22 protein-coding genes and 1 tRNA gene are annotated in these 17,937 nt (G+C 38.3%); 15 read left to right on the top strand and 8 right to left on the bottom strand.

Annotated elements, in window-relative coordinates:
• The first annotated feature begins 54 nt into the window (after positions 1-54).
• From ACXVYO_RS02365 to ACXVYO_RS02405, 9 genes are all read left to right on the top strand, one after another.
• On the top strand, positions 55-561 hold the full coding sequence (locus ACXVYO_RS02365) for an acyltransferase (RefSeq protein ID WP_061679305.1): 507 nt from the start codon (positions 55-57) through the stop codon (positions 559-561).
• A 145-nt stretch (positions 562-706) separates the two neighbouring features.
• Entirely contained in the window at positions 707-2,218 is a 1,512-nt protein-coding gene (locus ACXVYO_RS02370; protein ID WP_458465928.1) for a tetratricopeptide repeat protein, read from the top strand.
• Between the two features lie 85 nt (positions 2,219-2,303).
• Positions 2,304-3,260 (top strand): thioredoxin-disulfide reductase, encoded by a 957-nt coding sequence (gene trxB / locus ACXVYO_RS02375; protein ID WP_458465929.1) that lies wholly within the window; start codon positions 2,304-2,306, stop codon positions 3,258-3,260.
• Positions 3,261-3,424: 164 nt separating this feature from the next.
• A complete protein-coding gene (locus tag ACXVYO_RS02380; protein ID WP_458465930.1) occupies positions 3,425-4,231 on the top strand; it encodes a DUF368 domain-containing protein in 807 nt (268 codons plus the stop codon).
• A gap of 228 nt (positions 4,232-4,459) precedes the next feature.
• Complete coding sequence (locus tag ACXVYO_RS02385; RefSeq protein ID WP_061679302.1) at positions 4,460-4,918, top strand: NUDIX hydrolase; 459 nt, start codon at positions 4,460-4,462, stop codon at positions 4,916-4,918.
• 20 nt (positions 4,919-4,938) lie between these two features.
• Complete coding sequence (rapZ, locus tag ACXVYO_RS02390) at positions 4,939-5,820, top strand: RNase adapter RapZ (protein ID WP_000138462.1); 882 nt, start codon at positions 4,939-4,941, stop codon at positions 5,818-5,820.
• 3 nt (positions 5,821-5,823) lie between these two features.
• On the top strand, positions 5,824-6,777 hold the full coding sequence (locus tag ACXVYO_RS02395; RefSeq protein WP_097816973.1) for a gluconeogenesis factor YvcK family protein: 954 nt from the start codon (positions 5,824-5,826) through the stop codon (positions 6,775-6,777).
• Positions 6,778-6,866: 89 nt separating this feature from the next.
• Positions 6,867-7,817, top strand: coding sequence for a DNA-binding protein WhiA (gene whiA, locus ACXVYO_RS02400; RefSeq protein ID WP_458465931.1), 951 nt, complete (start codon positions 6,867-6,869; stop codon positions 7,815-7,817).
• Between the two features lie 23 nt (positions 7,818-7,840).
• Positions 7,841-8,089, top strand: a complete 249-nt coding sequence (locus tag ACXVYO_RS02405) for an HPr family phosphocarrier protein (protein ID WP_000250307.1) — start codon at positions 7,841-7,843, stop codon at positions 8,087-8,089.
• Positions 8,090-8,484: 395 nt separating this feature from the next.
• On the opposite strand, the gene clpP is transcribed toward ACXVYO_RS02405, so the two are convergent.
• From clpP to ACXVYO_RS02445, 8 genes are all read right to left on the bottom strand, one after another.
• The gene (gene clpP / locus ACXVYO_RS02410; protein ID WP_001049162.1) at positions 8,485-9,066 is read right to left on the bottom strand and encodes an ATP-dependent Clp endopeptidase proteolytic subunit ClpP; all 582 of its coding nucleotides are present in this window, start codon (positions 9,064-9,066) and stop codon (positions 8,485-8,487) included.
• Positions 9,067-9,307: 241 nt separating this feature from the next.
• Positions 9,308-10,177 carry a DUF421 domain-containing protein gene (locus ACXVYO_RS02415; protein ID WP_098585090.1) on the bottom strand — a complete coding sequence of 290 codons (870 nt, stop codon included), beginning with the start codon at positions 10,175-10,177 and terminating at the stop codon, positions 9,308-9,310.
• Positions 10,178-10,197: 20 nt separating this feature from the next.
• The gene (locus tag ACXVYO_RS02420; RefSeq protein WP_458465932.1) at positions 10,198-10,404 is read right to left on the bottom strand and encodes a DUF1657 domain-containing protein; all 207 of its coding nucleotides are present in this window, start codon (positions 10,402-10,404) and stop codon (positions 10,198-10,200) included.
• Between the two features lie 9 nt (positions 10,405-10,413).
• Positions 10,414-10,764, bottom strand: coding sequence for a stage V sporulation protein AE (gene spoVAE / locus ACXVYO_RS02425; RefSeq protein WP_000575922.1), 351 nt, complete (start codon positions 10,762-10,764; stop codon positions 10,414-10,416).
• Positions 10,761-11,777, bottom strand: a complete 1,017-nt coding sequence (gene spoVAD / locus ACXVYO_RS02430) for a stage V sporulation protein AD (protein WP_458465933.1) — start codon at positions 11,775-11,777, stop codon at positions 10,761-10,763. The genes spoVAE and spoVAD overlap by 4 nt, the downstream gene beginning before the upstream one ends.
• A complete protein-coding gene (gene spoVAC, locus ACXVYO_RS02435; RefSeq protein ID WP_000095399.1) occupies positions 11,778-12,254 on the bottom strand; it encodes a stage V sporulation protein AC in 477 nt (158 codons plus the stop codon).
• 29 nt (positions 12,255-12,283) lie between these two features.
• Complete coding sequence (locus ACXVYO_RS02440) at positions 12,284-12,769, bottom strand: YhcN/YlaJ family sporulation lipoprotein (protein WP_458465934.1); 486 nt, start codon at positions 12,767-12,769, stop codon at positions 12,284-12,286.
• A gap of 93 nt (positions 12,770-12,862) precedes the next feature.
• Positions 12,863-13,069, bottom strand: a complete 207-nt coding sequence (locus ACXVYO_RS02445; RefSeq protein WP_000216160.1) for a DUF1657 domain-containing protein — start codon at positions 13,067-13,069, stop codon at positions 12,863-12,865.
• Positions 13,070-13,274: 205 nt separating this feature from the next.
• Here ACXVYO_RS02445 and ACXVYO_RS02450 point away from each other — a divergent pair.
• The 6 genes from ACXVYO_RS02450 (at position 13,275) to gap (ending at position 17,848) form a co-directional block, all read left to right on the top strand.
• Positions 13,275-13,350: transfer RNA gene (locus tag ACXVYO_RS02450), tRNA-Arg, on the top strand.
• 171 nt (positions 13,351-13,521) lie between these two features.
• Entirely contained in the window at positions 13,522-13,776 is a 255-nt protein-coding gene (locus tag ACXVYO_RS02455) for a hypothetical protein (protein ID WP_458465935.1), read from the top strand.
• Positions 13,777-14,090: 314 nt separating this feature from the next.
• Positions 14,091-15,398 carry an RNA polymerase factor sigma-54 gene (gene rpoN / locus ACXVYO_RS02460; protein WP_458465936.1) on the top strand — a complete coding sequence of 436 codons (1,308 nt, stop codon included), beginning with the start codon at positions 14,091-14,093 and terminating at the stop codon, positions 15,396-15,398.
• Between the two features lie 9 nt (positions 15,399-15,407).
• Positions 15,408-15,653 carry a glutaredoxin family protein gene (locus tag ACXVYO_RS02465; RefSeq protein ID WP_073517083.1) on the top strand — a complete coding sequence of 82 codons (246 nt, stop codon included), beginning with the start codon at positions 15,408-15,410 and terminating at the stop codon, positions 15,651-15,653.
• Between the two features lie 135 nt (positions 15,654-15,788).
• Positions 15,789-16,817: a gapA transcriptional regulator CggR gene (gene cggR, locus ACXVYO_RS02470; protein WP_001258189.1), complete on the top strand. Its 1,029-nt coding sequence runs from the start codon at positions 15,789-15,791 to the stop codon at positions 16,815-16,817.
• Between the two features lie 26 nt (positions 16,818-16,843).
• Positions 16,844-17,848: a type I glyceraldehyde-3-phosphate dehydrogenase gene (gene gap, locus ACXVYO_RS02475; protein ID WP_427284618.1), complete on the top strand. Its 1,005-nt coding sequence runs from the start codon at positions 16,844-16,846 to the stop codon at positions 17,846-17,848.
• Positions 17,849-17,937 lie beyond the last annotated feature (89 nt).

The following is a 17,937-nucleotide window of genomic DNA, read 5'->3' on the forward strand; positions in this document are numbered from 1 at the left end:
GGTGTATGTTCCTACTAACTTACAGTTTCACTTTTTAGTAGAGGAGCGAGCTAAGTGCGACGGACAACGCGCTATCCTGTTTCGGGAGAGAATTCATTATGGAATGTGTATAAAACAGTGTCCTTTTGGAAGGTAATGAAGAACTTTATTATTATCCAAATTGCGCGTTACACGCCATTTTTATCCGTCAAGAATTGGTTGTACCGCACATTCTTACGGATGAAAGTCGGAAAGAAAACATCATTTGCGCTTATGGTAATGCCGGACATTATGTTCCCAGAAAAGATAACTGTGGGAGAGAATTCGATTGTCGGCTATAACACAACGCTTTTAGCACATGAATATTTAATTCGTGAATATCGACTTGGAGAGATCATCATAGGAAATGAAGTGATGATTGGAGCGAATACGACTATATTACCAGGTGTGAAAATTGGGGATGGCGCGATTATTTCAGCTGGCACACTTGTTCATAGAGATGTCCCAAGTGGTGCTTTCGTCGGTGGAAATCCAATGCGTGTTATTTATACGAAAGAAGAAATGGATGCTAGAGAAGGTTGATGCCAAAAATGTAACATTTCTCTTCTTTTTTAATGAATAAAAAGGAAATAATTGAGTATAATATACTGTTTTGTTTTTTACGGAATCGTTTATACTTATAGATAGAAGAATGTGTGAACGAAGAAAACAAAAAACTGGAGGATATATGGGGAAAAATCAAGGAATATATAAGGAGAACGGACAAGTTATCTCTTTTAATCAATTAGCGGACTTCTTTTATAAAAAAGGGATGAGGGCTTACAAAGGGCAAAAATTGCAAGATGCAATTAAATATTTTCGAAGAGCGGCACAAAGTGAGAAGGAGCCGTTTATTTTATGTCAATTAGCAACAGTATTATCTGAGGCTGGTGAATATCAAGAGTCGAATCAAATCTTCTTTAAGCTTGTTAGATCTAACCCAGAACTTGAACAGTGCTATTATTTTATTGCAAATAATTATGCATATATGGGGCTATTTCAGCAGGCGAAAAAGTATGCGGATCGCTATTTAGAGGTTGCAGAAGAGAAGGAATTTGTAGAAGATACATTAGAATTACTTGAGATTATGGAAGAAGAAGCGATGGGTGCGGAAGAGATTGAGGATGAAGATGATCTAATTGTTATGCAGGAAGAAGCGAATCGTTATATTCGTAACGGACAATTGGAAGAAGCAATTGCTACATTAGAAATTGTTACGAAAGATTATCCGGAATTTTGGTCGGGTCATAATAATTTAGCCATTGCACATTTTCAATCTGGTAATGTAGATAAGGCGCTGAAGTTAACGGAAATGATTTTAGAGAAAAATCCTGGTAATATACATGCGCTTTGTAATACGCTTATTTTTCTATATTCAATTGGAGAGCATAAACAAGTAGAAGCGTTAGCTGCTCAGTTAGTTTCAGTATATCCAATTTCGTTCGAGCATCGTTTAAAACTTGGAACGACACTTGCGACAATTGGTCATTTTGAGCCTGCATATAGATGGTTCAAAGTATTAAAGCGTCAAGGATACGAGGGAGACGTTAGTTTTTATTATTGGTTTGCGTATTCTGCTTATATGGTGAAAGATCAGCAAGTAGCTGAAAAAATGTGGCAACATGTTGTAGAATTGCACCCTGATAAAAAGGGAAAAGAACCATGGAATGCGCTGAATTTAGCGGATGAAGGACAAAACGTATTATTTGAAGAATTACGAAAATCATTTCAGCAAAGTGGGACGCTAGAGGAACAAATGCTAGCTTTATATTTAATGAATGAATTGTCAACGCCAGAGAAGGTGGGATTCTTCTTTGATGTAACGCAGGCGAAGAACGGTGTTCCAATCGTATCGCAACTTGCAAAGTATTTCTTTTTACTTAATAGCCATAAGAGCATTCCGGCTGATTTACAGCAATTTGAACAGTGTGCGCGAATTGCGGATGCTTTATATAATTATACGAAAAAAGATGATGAATTAATCGAAGAGTGTTTACAATTTTGGTTCTGTACGTTCATACGTTTATATACATCTGGGGCAGTTTTCACAAATGTATACGGCTGGTCAGCTGCGGTTGAATATATCGTACGCAGCGAACAAGGAAATAAGATGACACAGTCGGAGCTTGGAGATGTATATAATGTATCTGTAGCAACTGTTCGAAAGTATGTGCAGGCTGTTAAGCGTACGCACACATAGAGTAAGCAAATCATTGGGAAAAAAATGATGCTAACAGTATAATGAGGGTAACTTAATTGTGTAGGAATGAATAGGAGTGAATAGTGTGTCAGAAGAAAAAATTTATGATGTCATTATTATTGGTGCAGGACCAGCTGGTATGACAGCTGCAGTATATACATCTCGTGCGAATTTAAGCACATTAATGCTTGAGCGTGGTATCCCAGGTGGCCAAATGGCAAACACAGAAGATGTAGAAAACTACCCAGGTTATGAGTCTATTTTAGGACCAGACTTATCAAATAAAATGTTCGAGCATGCAAAGAAATTTGGTGCTGAATATGCATATGGTGATGTGAAAGCAATCATCGATGGTAAAGAATATAAAACAATTATTGCTGGTAAAAAAGAATATAAAGCACGTGCAATTATCGTTGCAAGCGGTGCGGAGTATAAAAAAATTGGTGTGCCAGGCGAAGCAGAACTTGGCGGCCGCGGTGTATCATATTGTGCAGTATGTGATGGGGCATTCTTTAAAGGTAAAGAGCTTGTAGTTATTGGTGGCGGAGATTCTGCTGTTGAAGAGGGTGTGTTCTTAACACGCTTCGCATCGAAGGTAACAATTGTTCATCGTCGTGACACGCTTCGTGCACAGAAAATTTTACAAGATCGTGCTTTCCAAAACGAGAAAGTGGACTTCATTTGGAATCACACTATTAAAGAAATTAACGATGCAAATGGTAAAGTAGGAAGCGTAACACTTGTAGACGTAAACAGTGGAGAAGAGAAAGAAGTCAAAACTGACGGCGTATTCGTATACATCGGTATGTTACCATTATCAAAACCATTTGTGGAACTAGGTATTACAAATGAAAATGGTTACCTTGAAACAAACGAGCGTATGGAAACGAAAGTTCCAGGTATTTTCGCAGCTGGTGACGTTCGTGAAAAAATGCTACGTCAAATTGTAACTGCAACAGGTGATGGTAGTATCGCAGCACAAAGTGCACAACATTACGTAGAAGAATTATTAGAAGAACTAAAAACTGTATCAGAAAAATAAGGGATAACATACCTTTTGAGAAGAAAGCTACCGATAGGAGCTTTCTTCTTTTTTTGTGTGAAAATGTCAAAGTTTTGTCAAAAAATATTAAGAATATAAGCTTTCTTATTGATATACTGGACTTTACGGAAAAACCACTATAAGAAATGAGGAATTTATTCAGTATGGAATGGCGTAATATATATCGTGGATTTTGTATGGGCGTTAGTGATTTAATTCCCGGTGTGAGCGGCGGTACAATCGCTGTAGTGTTAGGGATTTATGAACAATTGCTTGCGGCAATTAGTGGATTCTTTAGTCGTGAATGGAAAAAACATTTAGGATTTTTAATTCCCCTTGCAGCTGGTGTGGCAGCAGCGTTTTTAACGTTAAGTCATGTTATTAAATATTTACTTGCAAATCATTATGAACCGACTCAATTTTTCTTCCTCGGTTTAATTATTAGTATATTACCGATGTTAATGAGAGAAGCTGATGCAAAGTCTTCGTTTAAAGGTAAGCACATTGTTTTACTAATAGTTGCAGCAATTCTTGTTGCGATTACAGCTTTCTTTAAGCCAGATAAGGCAGCAGATCCAATTACAACGTTAACAATTTTAAATGCAATTGGTTTATTTTTCGCAGGATGGCTAGCTAGTATGGCCATGTTGCTTCCTGGAATTAGCGGATCATTTATTTTATTAATTATTGGTGTGTATCCGACGGCAATTAATGCTTTAACTACACTGAACTTACCTTTAATCGTAGTTATCGGTGCTGGTGTTATGGCAGGATTCGTTGTAAGTAGTAAAGGAATTAGTTTCTTATTAGATCGTTATAAAAGTATGACATTTGCGGCAATTATTGGACTTGTTATCGGCTCAATTGTAATTGTGTTCCCTGGTATTCCAACTGGAGGATTTTCAATTATAAGTTCAATTATTACCTTTATTTTAGGATTTGCGATTGTTACTTATTTCGGTAAGAAATAAGGACTTTAATCCCCTTGGCGATAAAAATCGTTAAGGGGATTTTTCATGCTATTTATTGAAAGTCTAGGCATTTACATTGCTTGTTTTAGAAAGCTTTTTTAAAATTGTTGAGTAGCATGTGCTTAGCGAAAGAGGACTGGCTCCTTCGTTGTAGCAAACTGTTTTTGATAGTATAATGAAATGAGTATGCAGTGAGAAATTTACTGCAAGTAGCTGAGGTGAAGAAACATGCAAAGAGTGACAAACTGTGTGTTAGTTAGAGATAATGAAGTACTCTTACTCCAAAAACCTCGTCGAAATTGGTGGGTTGCACCAGGCGGGAAAATGGAGCGCGGTGAGACAGTAAGAGATTCCGTTGTTCGCGAGTATCGTGAAGAAACAGGTATTTATTTAAAGAACCCAGCGTTAAAAGGGGTCTTCACCTTTGTCATCCAAGAAGGTGATAAGGTTGTTTCTGAATGGATGATGTTCTCCTTTTTAGCGACAGATTTTGCAGGAGAAAACAAACTAGAGAGCGAAGAAGGCATCATTGGTTGGCATACATTTGACAAAATTGATGATTTAGCAATGGCACCAGGAGATTATCACATTATTGATTATTTAATTAAAGGAAATGGCATAATCTACGGTACATTTGTATATACCCCAGATTTTGAGTTGCTTTCATATCGATTAGATCCGAGTTAAACCGTCAAGGAGAGGATACGATGACAGAGAATAATGATATAAAAATGGTAATTATTACAGGAATGTCTGGAGCTGGAAAGACAGTAGCTTTACAAAGTTTTGAAGATTTAGGATATTTCTGTGTAGATAATTTACCACCGATGTTATTGCCAAAGTTTATTGAGCTTATGGCGGATTCAAAAGGGAAAATGAATAAAGTGGCACTTGGCGTTGATTTACGTGGCCGAGAGTTTTTCGAACATTTATGGGGAGCACTTGATGATTTATCAGAACGTACATGGATTATTCCTCATATTTTATTCTTAGATGCGAAAGATGGCACGCTTGTCACTCGTTATAAAGAAACGAGACGTTCGCATCCACTTGCACCAACTGGTTTACCGTTAAAGGGAATCGAAATGGAGCGCAGCTTATTAACTGATATGAAGGCACGAGCGAATATTGTGCTTGATACATCGGATTTAAAACCGAAAGAATTACGTGAAAAAATTGTTCATCTGTTTTCAACTGAAACTGAGCAAGCATTTCGTGTAAATGTTATGTCATTTGGATTTAAGTACGGTATTCCAATTGATGCAGATTTAGTATTTGATGTTCGTTTTTTACCAAATCCATATTACATTCCACATATGAAGCCATTAACAGGACTAGATGAGGAAGTTTCATCGTATGTGCTGAAATTTAATGAGACACATAAGTTTTTAGAGAAGTTGACGGATCTTATTACTTTCATGCTGCCTCATTATAAAAGAGAAGGCAAGAGTCAACTTGTAATTGCAATTGGATGTACAGGTGGACAGCATCGTTCTGTTACGCTTACAGAATACCTTGGGAAACATTTGAAACCAGAGTATAGCGTTCATGTATCTCATCGTGATGTGGAGAAGAGAAAGGGCCATTAAGGGATGAAAAAAGAGAGAAAACCTAAAATTGTTATCATGGGAGGCGGTACAGGACTCTCTGTTTTATTACGAGGATTAAAACAATATCCAGTTGATATTACAGCAGTTGTTACAATCGCTGATGATGGTGGCAGTTCAGGCAGATTACGTGATGAGCTCGAAATTCCACCCCCAGGTGACATTCGTAACGTACTTGTTGCGTTATCAGATGTAGAGCCGCTGGTGGAAGCTTTATTTCAGCATCGTTTCACAACGGGAGACGGGCTGAAAGGTCATGCGTTAGGAAATTTATTATTGGCGGGTATGACCTCGATTACAGGAGACTTTTTCCATGCGATTACGGAAACGAGTAAAGTGTTAAATGTCAGAGGGCGTGTGTTACCAGCAGCGAACCAAAGTGCGGTACTTCATGCGGAACTAGAAGATGGAGAAATTGTAACAGGTGAATCAAAGATTCCTTATTACGGAAAGAAGATTAACCGCGTCTTTTTAACTCCAGAAGATGTAGAGCCGTTACATGAAACGTTGGCTGAGATTAAACGAGCTGATTTACTTGTTTTTGGTCCAGGAAGTTTGTATACGAGTATATTACCGAATTTAGTTGTTAACAAAATCGGGGACGCTGTTCTTGCTGCAAAAGCGAAGAAGGTATATGTGTGTAATGTTATGACGCAAGCTGGTGAAACGATGGGATATACTGCGTTTGACCATGTGCAGGCGTTACATGATCATTTAGGTAAACCATTTATCGATACTGCAATTGTAAATAACCGTGATATTCCTTGTGAATTACGTGAGTTATATGAGGAAGAAATGTCGGCACCAGTTGTAGTAGATGAAGAGCGTTTTACAGAGAGCAATATTGATGTCATTCAAGATCAATTAGCGAAGTATGATGATCGTGTTGTAAGGCACGATACATTAAAACTAGCTTCTATTTTATATTCACTGTTGTAGATGTGCGTTGCCTCGTTTGAGGTAACGCTCATCATTTCATATAGGACAAGATTTTTGTTCCAAAGTAATCGTATAAGGAGGTGTTGACTGTGTCATTTGCATCAGAAACAAAGAAAGAGTTGACGAATCTTGAGATGAAGGAATGCTGTGAGAAAGCAGAATTATCAGCGTTACTTCGAATGAACGGATCGCTTTCTTTTTCAAATCGTCGTCTATCTATCGATATTCAAACGGAGAATGCGGCAATTGCAAGAAGGATTTATACACTTTTGAAAAAAGGATATGACGTGACGGTAGAATTACTTGTTCGTAAAAAAATGCGATTGAAGAAAAATAATGTATATATTGTGCGGCTTGTTGAGAAGTCTCGCGAAATATTAGCTGATCTTCATATTGTTCGAGACGACTTTTCATTTATCCGAGATATATCACAAGAATTGATTGAGAAGAAATGTTGTAAACGATCGTATTTACGCGGTGCATTTTTAGCAGGTGGTTCAGTAAATAACCCAGAAACATCATCTTATCATTTAGAAGTCTTTTCGTTATATAAGGAACATAATGATGCTATATGTGAACTGATGAACGGATTTGATTTAAATAGTAAGACGTTGGAAAGAAGAAAAGGTTACATTACGTATTTGAAAGAAGCAGAAAAGATTACGGAGTTTTTAAATATTATAGGCGCTCATAATGCACTTTTAAGATTTGAAGACATTCGAATCGTTCGCGATATGCGTAATTCAGTAAATCGTTTGGTGAACTGCGAAACAGCCAATTTAAATAAAACAATTGGTGCAGCGCTAAGGCAGATTGAAAATATCCGCTATATTGATGAGACAGTTGGTCTTGATATATTACCAGATAAACTGCGAGAAATTGCACAATTAAGAAGAGATTATCAAGATGTAACATTGAAAGAGTTAGGCGAGATGGTATCCGGGGGGAAAATTAGTAAATCGGGTATTAATCATCGTTTGCGTAAAATCGATGAGATTGCAGAGAAATTACGCGCGGGGGAAACGGTAGCAAAAAAATAAGAGGGTAAAGGGGAAATGGAGCTGTGGTTCAAAAAAGAGTTCAGGTTTCATTAAAAAACGGTTTACAAGCACGTCCGGCTGCGTTGTTTGTACAAGAAGCCAATCGCTTTCATGCGGATATCTTCATCGAGAAAGATGGAAAGACAGTGAATGCAAAGAGCATAATGGGGATTATGAGTTTAGCAATTGGAACTGGTAGCATGATAACAATTACAACAGAAGGTTCAGATGCAGAAGAAGCCTTAGAAGCGTTAGCTGCATATGTACAATAAGAAGCTATCGCGCATATGCGATAGCTTTTTTGTTTTGTTAGGGTGTGGGGGAGGGGATGTAGGGGGCGTGTACTTGTCGAGGATTGTCGGTAAGTCGATAAGTTGTGTCGAATCGTCGATATATTGAAATAATCGCCGATATAATTGGAGTTACGGTCGATATATTTGAAAAATCGCTGATATATTCAGGGGGATACTAGGTGGGGTATGTGATTGCGGAAACCCCACTATAAAAAAAGCGCCCTATTATAGGGCGCTTCCGCTTTAAATCTATCCAGCTCCGGCGGCTAGAACAGTCGGTCGTTTCACCCCTTCATTCGAGGCAAAAAAGCGCCTCGGAATCAGGGGTTCCAACTTCCTCCTGTTCTAAACGAGCCGCTTCCGCTTTAAATCTATTAACGATTTGTAAAGATCTTATCGATTAAACCGTATTCTAAAGCTTTTTCTGCTGTCATGAAGTTGTCGCGGTCTGTGTCGCGTTGTAGTACTTCAAGTGGTTGACCTGTGCGGTCAGCAAGAATTTGGTTTAGTTTTTCACGTAAGAATAGGATACGTTTTGCAGCGATTTCGATTTCAGTCGCTTGACCTTGTGCTCCGCCAAGTGGTTGGTGAATCATTACTTCACTGTTTGGAAGTGCATAACGTTTTCCTTTTTCACCTGCTGCAAGTAAGAATGCACCCATAGATGCAGCCATACCGATACAGATTGTTGATACTTGTGGTTTAATAAACTGCATTGTATCGTAAATTGCCATACCTGCTGTGATAGAACCACCAGGGCTGTTGATGTAGATGTGAATATCTTTTTCAGGATCTTGAGATTCCAAGAATAAAAGCTGGGAAACGATTGAGTTAGCTACGTTGTCATCAATTGCACTACCAAGCATAATGATGCGGTCTTTTAATAGTCGAGAATAAATATCGTAAGCGCGTTCTCCACGATTTGTTTGTTCAATTACTGTAGGAATTAAATTCATCTGTTATTTCCTCCTTCTAAAGCTTTCTTAGTCTTATAATACAATTATGGTCAATAAAGGTCAAACGAAACCACTTTAAATCAAAAAAATATGTAGTTGTACCATGAAATATTCGCTATGTTTTTGAAATTCCCTGCTTATGTATCTTCAACATCATAACCGAATTACATAAATTTAAACGTTATAAAAACTATAGAAAAAAAGAAAAGAACGCCTTTTTACTACAGCGTTCTTTCGATATCTATTCTTTTAAAAGATAGGTTACTTTATTTAAAATCTTTTCGATGTGTTTCGCGTTTTTACTGTACATTTCGCTAGCTGATTTCGACTTTGTTTCTAGGGAAAATAGTTCAAGATCAGCATGACATTTTTTTAAAGATGCTAATAATAAAGGCTTGTTTTGAGGAGAAGGCATTTGTAGTTTGTCATTATAAATGTCGATAGTAAGTTGCCCATATGAATCCACTTGACCGAGAAAGACATTTTCAATAACAACACCGAGCTTTTCTAGTTCAGAATGTAACCAAGCACGGTTATGCCCGCTTGAGGATAAAGGTTCATCTAAGACATTTCCATCCATAATAACAGTTTGTGGTTCTTTTTCATTTGGTACTTTTAAGCCGATGTCTTTTGCTGTAAGTGGCTGAGAATCTTTCTTTAATAGTACATTTAATTCTCCGCTCGGTTCTAAGACAGCAAATTCGACTTCAGCTACGCTGAAAGCATTTTTTCCGCGAAGAAGTTCCAGTAATTCGTCACTTGTATATTTTTCTTTCTTTAAGTTGTCTTCGAGTATCTTTCCGTCTTTTATTAGTACGGTAGATTTCCCTTCAAAAAAATCTCGAGCTGTTTTGTTTTTTAAAGAGAGGATTCCTGTTAAAAAAGGTACCACAGCGAAAATGAGTATCGCAAAGACGCCGTGGAAAAATTTTGAATCGAGCCCTGTAGATACTTGGGCAGCGATGTCACCGATTGTCATTCCGGCTATGTATTCAAAAAAGGAGAGCTGAGAGATTTGTCTTTTCCCTAACCATTTTGTAATAGCGAATAAAATAATTAATATGAATACAGAGCGAAGAATGACAAGTGTCCATTCCGGCAGGTGAGACATAGTCATTTCCTCCAGTCTACTTAAAACCCTTTATATTGAGGTTCTTCACGTTCTAATACTGAAACTCTATTCTGTAAATCAGCGATGATGCTGTCCATTTCTAACATGCATTCATGAAATACACATTTTGATTCCGCGTCCTGTGAGTTTAGTGAAAGAGAGCTTAAACTTGCTTGAGCGCCCCTTACACTAGCGAGGCAGGTTTTAACGCTAGCGATAACTGTCATACGAACACCTTATCCTTTCGGTTTGAATAGCAATGCACCAATGAAGCCGAAAATAATAGCTGCTGATACACCGGCGCTCGTTACTTTAAACATACCGGTGATGACGCCGACGATGCCATGTTTTGCAGCTTCTTCCATTGCGCCGTGAACGAGGGCATTACCGAAGCTTGTAATAGGTACAGTTGCCCCGGCTCCAGCAAAATCAATTAATGGTTCATACAGGTTGAATCCGTCCAGTATAGCGCCGACAACAACAAGTGTTGCCATTGTATGAGCGGGTGTTAATTTGCCGACATCAAACATAAGTTGTCCGATTACACATATGAGTCCACCAATGACGAAAGCCCAGAAAAAAATCATTGCGTTGCACCTCCAAATTCAATCGAAACGGCGTGAGCGATACACGGAATCGTTTCTTCTTGTTGGAATGTAAGTGGAGATAGTAAAGCGCCTGTCGCAACGACAAGTATTTTTTTGAACTCTCCTCTTTTCATTCGGTTTAATAAATGACCGTACACGACTGTTGCGGAACATCCTGGTCCACTCGCCCCAGCTATGACTGGTTGTCCGTCTCTGTAAATAATGATTCCGCAATCTTGGAATTGTTCACTTGTTACTTTTGTTCCGTGTTTATGTAGTAGGTCGTAGGCAATTTCGCGACCGACATGTCCAAGGTCACCTGTTACGATTAAGTCGTAATAAGAGGCGTCAATTTGTCGTTCGCGTAAATGGGCTTCAATCGTATCGACGGCCGCCGGGGCCATCGCACCACCCATATTAAAAGGATCTGTTAATCCCATATCAATCACTCGTCCGATTGTTGCAGATGTTACTGTAGGACCATGTCCAGTGTCGCTTAAAATAGCTGCGCCAGCTCCAGTTACTGTCCATTGTGCGGTAGGAGGTTTTTGACCGCCGTATTCAGTTGGATACCGGAATTGTTTTTCTACAGCGGCATTATGACTGGATGCCCCAGTTAATAAATATTTTGCGCCTTTTGCATTTACAATGCTTGCCCCGAGTGCTAATCCTTCCATTGAAGTAGAACATGCTCCGAATAATCCGAGATATGGTGTTCCGAGTGTACGACAGGCAAAGCTTGTTGGAGTGATTTGATTAATTAAATCTCCTGCAAGTACAAATTGAATATCGTCTTTACGAAGCTTGGCTTTTTCAGTAGCGCGGCTACAAGCTTCTTCGAACAAAATTTTATGGGCTTTTTCATAGGAATCCTGGCCGAGCCATAAATCTTCATGAAGGATATCGAAGTCTTCTGGAATGTTTCCTTTTGCTTCGAACGGTCCACCAACGACTCCTGTCGAAATAATAACGGGTTTATTTTCAAATACCCACGTTCGGTGTCCTTGTAACATTTATAGCCCTCCCCATTGAACGAGAATCGTTTTAATAAGTGCGATGACGAAAGCTGAAAATACACCAAATAAAATAACAGAACCGGCTAATTTAAACATATTTCCTCCAACACCGAGTACGAACCCTTCAGTTCGGTGTTCGATACATGCGGCAATAACAGAGTTACCGAATCCAGTAACGGGTACAGCTGTGCCTGCTCCAGCAAACTGCCCAAAGCGGTCATATATACCGAATCCAGTTAGCAACATGGAGATGAAAATAAGAGTTGCGACTGTTGGATTTCCTGCGGAACGCTCAGTGAAATCAAAATATGTGATATAAAACGTAGAAATGAGTTGTCCGATGAAGCAAATAAAACCACCGACGAAAAAGGCTTTTATACAATTTTTCAAGACGGGGCGCTTCGGTTCTCGCTCTTGCTCGAATTTTTTATACTCCTGTTGTACAGGGGTTAAGTTCTTATCTTTACTAGACATTGCGATCCTTCCTTTTCTTTTAAAAAGCGTTAAGTGTTAGACTCCATTTTTTTTCCGATGAGTTTTAATTGCTCATTAATTTCATCTTTAGATACTTTTTTTTCCTTAATCTTTCTTTCAAGCTTTTCGAGTAACATAAAGATTTTTTTATCTGTACTTACACGAACATCGAAAGTAGGATGTTCATCACTTAGCTGCTTTTGAAGCTTCTTACGTAAAGGTTTTAATCCAAACCTTTCGTGGTGCTCCGGTGTAACTGCTATGTAGAGATCTAAATTTGAATTCACTGCTGTGCTTTTTATAATTTCATCCATAGCGAGAGCCCTTTTCTTGGCTCCTTGTGATATAGATTGATTAAATGATTCCGTACTCGTCTTTGTTAATTTGGGACCTTTCTCTTTCTCTGTTCGTTTTGCTTCTTCTTTCACTTTTTTATCTAAGGGACTATTATCACATCCGGTAAAAGAGCTAAATAGAAGGGCAAATAATGCGGTTATGAGGCCGAGTTTTCGCATGAGTATCATTCCATTTCTATTGCAATATGTAATGTGATAGAAAAAGGATGACTGCATATCATCCTTTTTCTATTTCACAGCATGACGAATACGTTATTGCTGTGAGTATTGTGGTTCTTCTTGTTGGACTTCTTCAACGCGTGGATTTAAAGAATCGATAATCGTTTGCGTTTGCTCTGCAGCTGTTTGGAAAAGTTGCTTTGCTTGTTGGTTATCCGTATCAAGAGCGAATCCCTCTAAGCTAGCTTGTGCACTTTTTAATCCAGAAACAGTTTGCTTTAGTTTCGTAATTACAGTCATTGAATGAAGCCCCCTTTGGAATATCAATTCAAAGGTTATAATTTGTGAGTTGGGGTGAATTTATGATTGGAAAATTTAGGGGGAAGTGCTTTGTTAATATACTCATAGCCAAGGTGCATAAAGGATTACGGGGATATTTTTATTGATTTAGATGGATTTTATTGCTATTATTATGAAAAGAAAATGAAGTGTTTTCTATAATCATGCGCCCATAGCTCAGTCGGATAGAGCGGTGGTTTCCGGTACCACGTCTGCCGGGGGTTCGAATCCCTCTGGGCGCGTTATGTATTGTTGGTGTTACGTGTTGAAAATGAATAGTAAATCTAAGGAATCCCCTTGTATGTGAATCGCGTACAGGGGATTTTTGTTATGGGCTTATAAGATATTTCTGTTAATGCTATAACGAGTTTATACTAAAATTATCTAAAACTTATAGTATGAGGGGATTGATGGTGCGTACAATTAGTGGATATTTAAGTATTTTAGGGGATAACGAACGTAGAACCGTCGCTGTATCTGATTCTGGTGAAATTACAGGTGATGAAATGTTGAAGTTCATGTTAAATATGGAATTACACTATAAAGAGATGGATAGGGAATGTTTTGGACCTAGTCACTATTTACCTAGTGGAGACTACCATAAGGATTTAATAGCGATTGTCTTTACGGCTGAAATGATGTTAGACGACATGGAATTAGAAGGGTAATGGCCTGCTGAAGAGGGAGGTGTTATATTTAACGAAGCATAATGAATCTATCTGCGTAAAAAGGTCTGAACTTACATTTGTAAGTTCAGACCTTTTTTTATTACTACTTGTTATATCTAGTGATAAGATTTACTATTAGTATGTGGTAATAATTTTAGCTCGCTATTATTTTCTTTCAATATTATTCAAATTTCGGTTGTAAGTTGTAAATCTCATTAATACATATAAATTAATAATATTTTGGAATGGGTGTCTGTGATAGGATTCTCCTTTTACCAAACTTATTGTACAATAGAAACAAGGGGGAGATTAGTTTGAAGGCAAGTCTTTTACAAGAACAAAGCTTACGTTTGGCAATGACACAAGAGTTAAGGCAAGCGATTACAATGCTCCAGTATAATGTACAAGAATTATCGGAGTTTTTGTATGAGCAATCGTTAGAGAATCCCCTTATTGAGTTAGGTGGTTTTGAGAGGGAGAAGAAAAAGAGCTCTAACGCAAGTAAAAGTACCAGTAAACAAGTCGAGAATCAGATGGAAATCTACAGTGTGGATTCTACAACGATTCAGCAACATTTATTAAATCAAATACAGTATTATAAAATAGATGAAGAAGAGCGAAAGGTAGCTTCTTTCATTATTATGAACATGGATGGAAATGGATATTTACAAGAAACGAACGAAGAGTTAGCTGATCTCCTTTCCGCACCGCTTCATGTAGTCGACCGCTCTGTAGAGCTTGTCCAATCACTCGAGCCAGCAGGGGTAGGAGCACGTAATATTCAGGAATGTCTAACCTTACAATTGAAGCGCTTACAAAGACGGAACGGATTAGCAGAAGAGGTTATAGAAGATCACTTCGCGTATTTCGTGAAGAAAGATTGGCGAAAGCTCGTTCAAGTGTTGAAGTGTAGTAATGAGGAATTGCAATCGGCGGTGAACTGTATTACGTCATTACAGCCGAAACCAGGCCTTGCATTTTCTTCTGATAAACCACTTTATATTGTGCCTGATATGGCGGTGAAAAAAGATGGCGATCGTCTCGTTTTACAAATGAATGAGAGAAATATGCCGAGAATTGAAATCCATTCTGAGTATAGCGCGCTTCTGAATGATAGTGAAAGTGAAGTAGCATCTTACGTATCAGAAAAGTATCAGCATGTGCAGTGGATTATGCGCAGTTTAAAACAGAGAAAACAAACGCTTCTGCAAGTGATGACCATTATTATGGAAAAACAACATGATTTCTTCTGGGAAGGTCCAGAACATTTAAAGCCACTTGCTTTAAAAGAGGTAGCGGAAGAGTTAGGTGTGCATGAATCTACAATTAGTCGTGCAACGCGAAATAAATATGTGCAAACACCACACGGTTTATTTGAGATGAAATCGTTCTTTAGTAATGCTGTTTCGACTACTGAAGATGAAGCTGTTTCTACAAAGCGTGTGAAACGATTTATTCAAACGCTTGTTGAAGCGGAGAATAAGAAAAAGCCACTTTCAGATCAAAAGATTTCAAAATTATTAGAAGAAGAGCATGAAATCGTTATTTCTCGAAGAACAGTGGCGAAGTATAGAGAACAAATGCACATTCCAGCGTCGTCATTACGAAAAACGATCGGATAGGTGAAGAAGATGGAAGTTGTACTGTATACAAAAAAAGATTGTGGCCTGTGCGTGCAGGCGAAACAAGTTTTACAGGAAGTACAATGTGAATATTCTTTTCAAATTGAGGAAATAGATATATATGAAGATAATGACCTTTTAGAAAGATATCACCTAATGATTCCGGTTGTAGAAATAGGCGGGAAACAGGTGGAATATGGTAACATTCACAAAGGTGTCATAATAAACTATATAAAGAATGCAGTTAAGAGTTGAATAAGTTTCTATCTCCTGTTACAATAATACACGTAGCAGGGATTATTTTTTTAACCTATGTGGGACACAAAATGTCACTACGGGACGTAAAGTGACCACCGGGAAAAATGAACCAATGTAGTGAGGAGAAAAGATATGCGCTCATGGATTCAGAATACAAAAAAATTATTACCTGATCTGCTACCTGTTATGCAAACGAGGATGCAAATTCTTCAATACATTAGGCTCATGCAGCCGATTGGAAGAAGAAATTTGTCAGCAAGTCTCGGTATGACAGAACGAGTATTGCGAAGTGAAGTTCAAGTTTTGAAAGAACAAAACTTAGTTCACGTCGCTTCTTCTGGAATGACATTGACAGAAGAAGGAACAGCTTTAGTTCTTGCTTTGGAAGACTTTATGAAAGAAATTTCCGGGTTAAAGGTTTTAGAAAAGCAACTTAAGGAAACATTAGACTTGGATGAAGTTTTCGTTGTCCCTGGTGATAGTGATGAATCACCTTGGGTCAAACTGGAGATGGGCCGTGCTTGTGTGACTTGTATAAAAGACCGTCTGACAGTGAATAATATCGTTGCTGTGGCTGGAGGAACTACGCTAGCTGCTGCTGCGGACATGATGCAGCTTGATTGCAAAGATTTACATATGCTATTTGTCCCAGCACGTGGTGGAATTGGAGAAGGTGTCGAATTAGAAGCCAATACCATTTGTGCCAAGATGGCGCAAAATACGATGAGTAATTATCGCTTATTGTATGTTCCAGACCATGTTAGTAGCGAAGCATATGCGTCTATTGTGACAGAGCCTTCCGTGAAAGAAGTTCTTGAGTTGATTCGATCTTCCAATATCGTCATTCATGGAATAGGTGATGCGTTAACAATGGCACGTCGCAGAAATACTTCAGAAGCAGATTGGTTAAAGATTCAAGCAAGCGAAGCAGTAGGCGAAGCTTTCGGTTACTACTTTAATGAACAAGGAAATGTTGTCCATAAAGTAAGAACAGTTGGTATGCAACTTGAGGATTTACAACATGTATCTCACGTTGTTGCAGTCGCTGGAGGTTCTTCAAAGGCAAAGGCAATACAAGCTGTAATTAAACAAGGGCACACTTCAATTCTAATTACAGATGAAGGTGCAGCAAAACAGTTAACAAAGGGTATTACCCTTTAATATAATCCCCCAAGGAGGAAATTCAAATGACTAAAATTGGTATTAATGGATTTGGACGTATCGGACGTAACGTATTCCGCGTAGCACTTAACAACCCAGAGGTAGAAGTAGTAGCAATCAACGACTTAACAGATGCTAAAACATTAGCTCACCTTTTAAAATATGACACAGTTCACGGAACTTTAAATGCAGAAGTATCTGCTAACGAAAACAGCATCATTGTTAACGGTAAAGAAATTAAAGTTATCGTTGAGCGTGACCCAGCTCAAATTACATGGAGCGACTACGGAGTAGAAGTAGTAGTAGAATCTACTGGCCGTTTCACTAAAAAAGCAGACGCTGAAAAACACTTAGGTGGATCAGTTAAGAAAGTTATCATCTCAGCTCCAGCTTCTGACGAAGATATCACTATAGTTATGGGTGTTAACCACGAACAATATGATGCAGCTAGCCACAACGTAGTATCTAATGCTTCTTGTACTACAAACTGCTTAGCTCCATTCGCTAAAGTATTAAACGAAAAATTCGGCATCAAACGCGGAATGATGACAACAATTCACTCTTACACTAACGACCAACAAATCTTAGACTTACCACACAAAGATTTACGTCGTGCTCGTGCAGCAGCTGAAAACATGATTCCAACATCTACTGGTGCAGCTAAAGCTGTAGCATTAGTATTACCAGAACTTAAAGGTAAATTAAACGGTGGCGCTGTACGTGTTCCAACTGCTAACGTTTCTCTAGTTGACTTAGTTGTTGAACTTGACAAAGAAGTAACAGTTGAAGATGTAAACGCAGCATTCAAAGCAGCAGCTGAAGGCGAATTAAAAGGTATCCTTGGATACAGCGAAGAGCCATTAGTATCTATCGACTATAACGGATGTACAGCTTCTTCTACAATCGATGCATTATCTACAATGGTAATGGAAGGTAACATGGTTAAAGTACTTTCTTGGTACGATAACGAAACTGGTTTCTCTAACCGTGTAGTAGACTTAGCAGCATACATGACTTCTAAAGGTCTTTAATTCTTAATTATATAAGTAATCAATGACAAAACGAGGGAGAGGGTTTGTTCCCTCTCTCTCTTCTTTCGTTTTAAAAGCAAATGTGTTAA

Source organism: Bacillus sp. BC08, assembly GCF_054326875.1.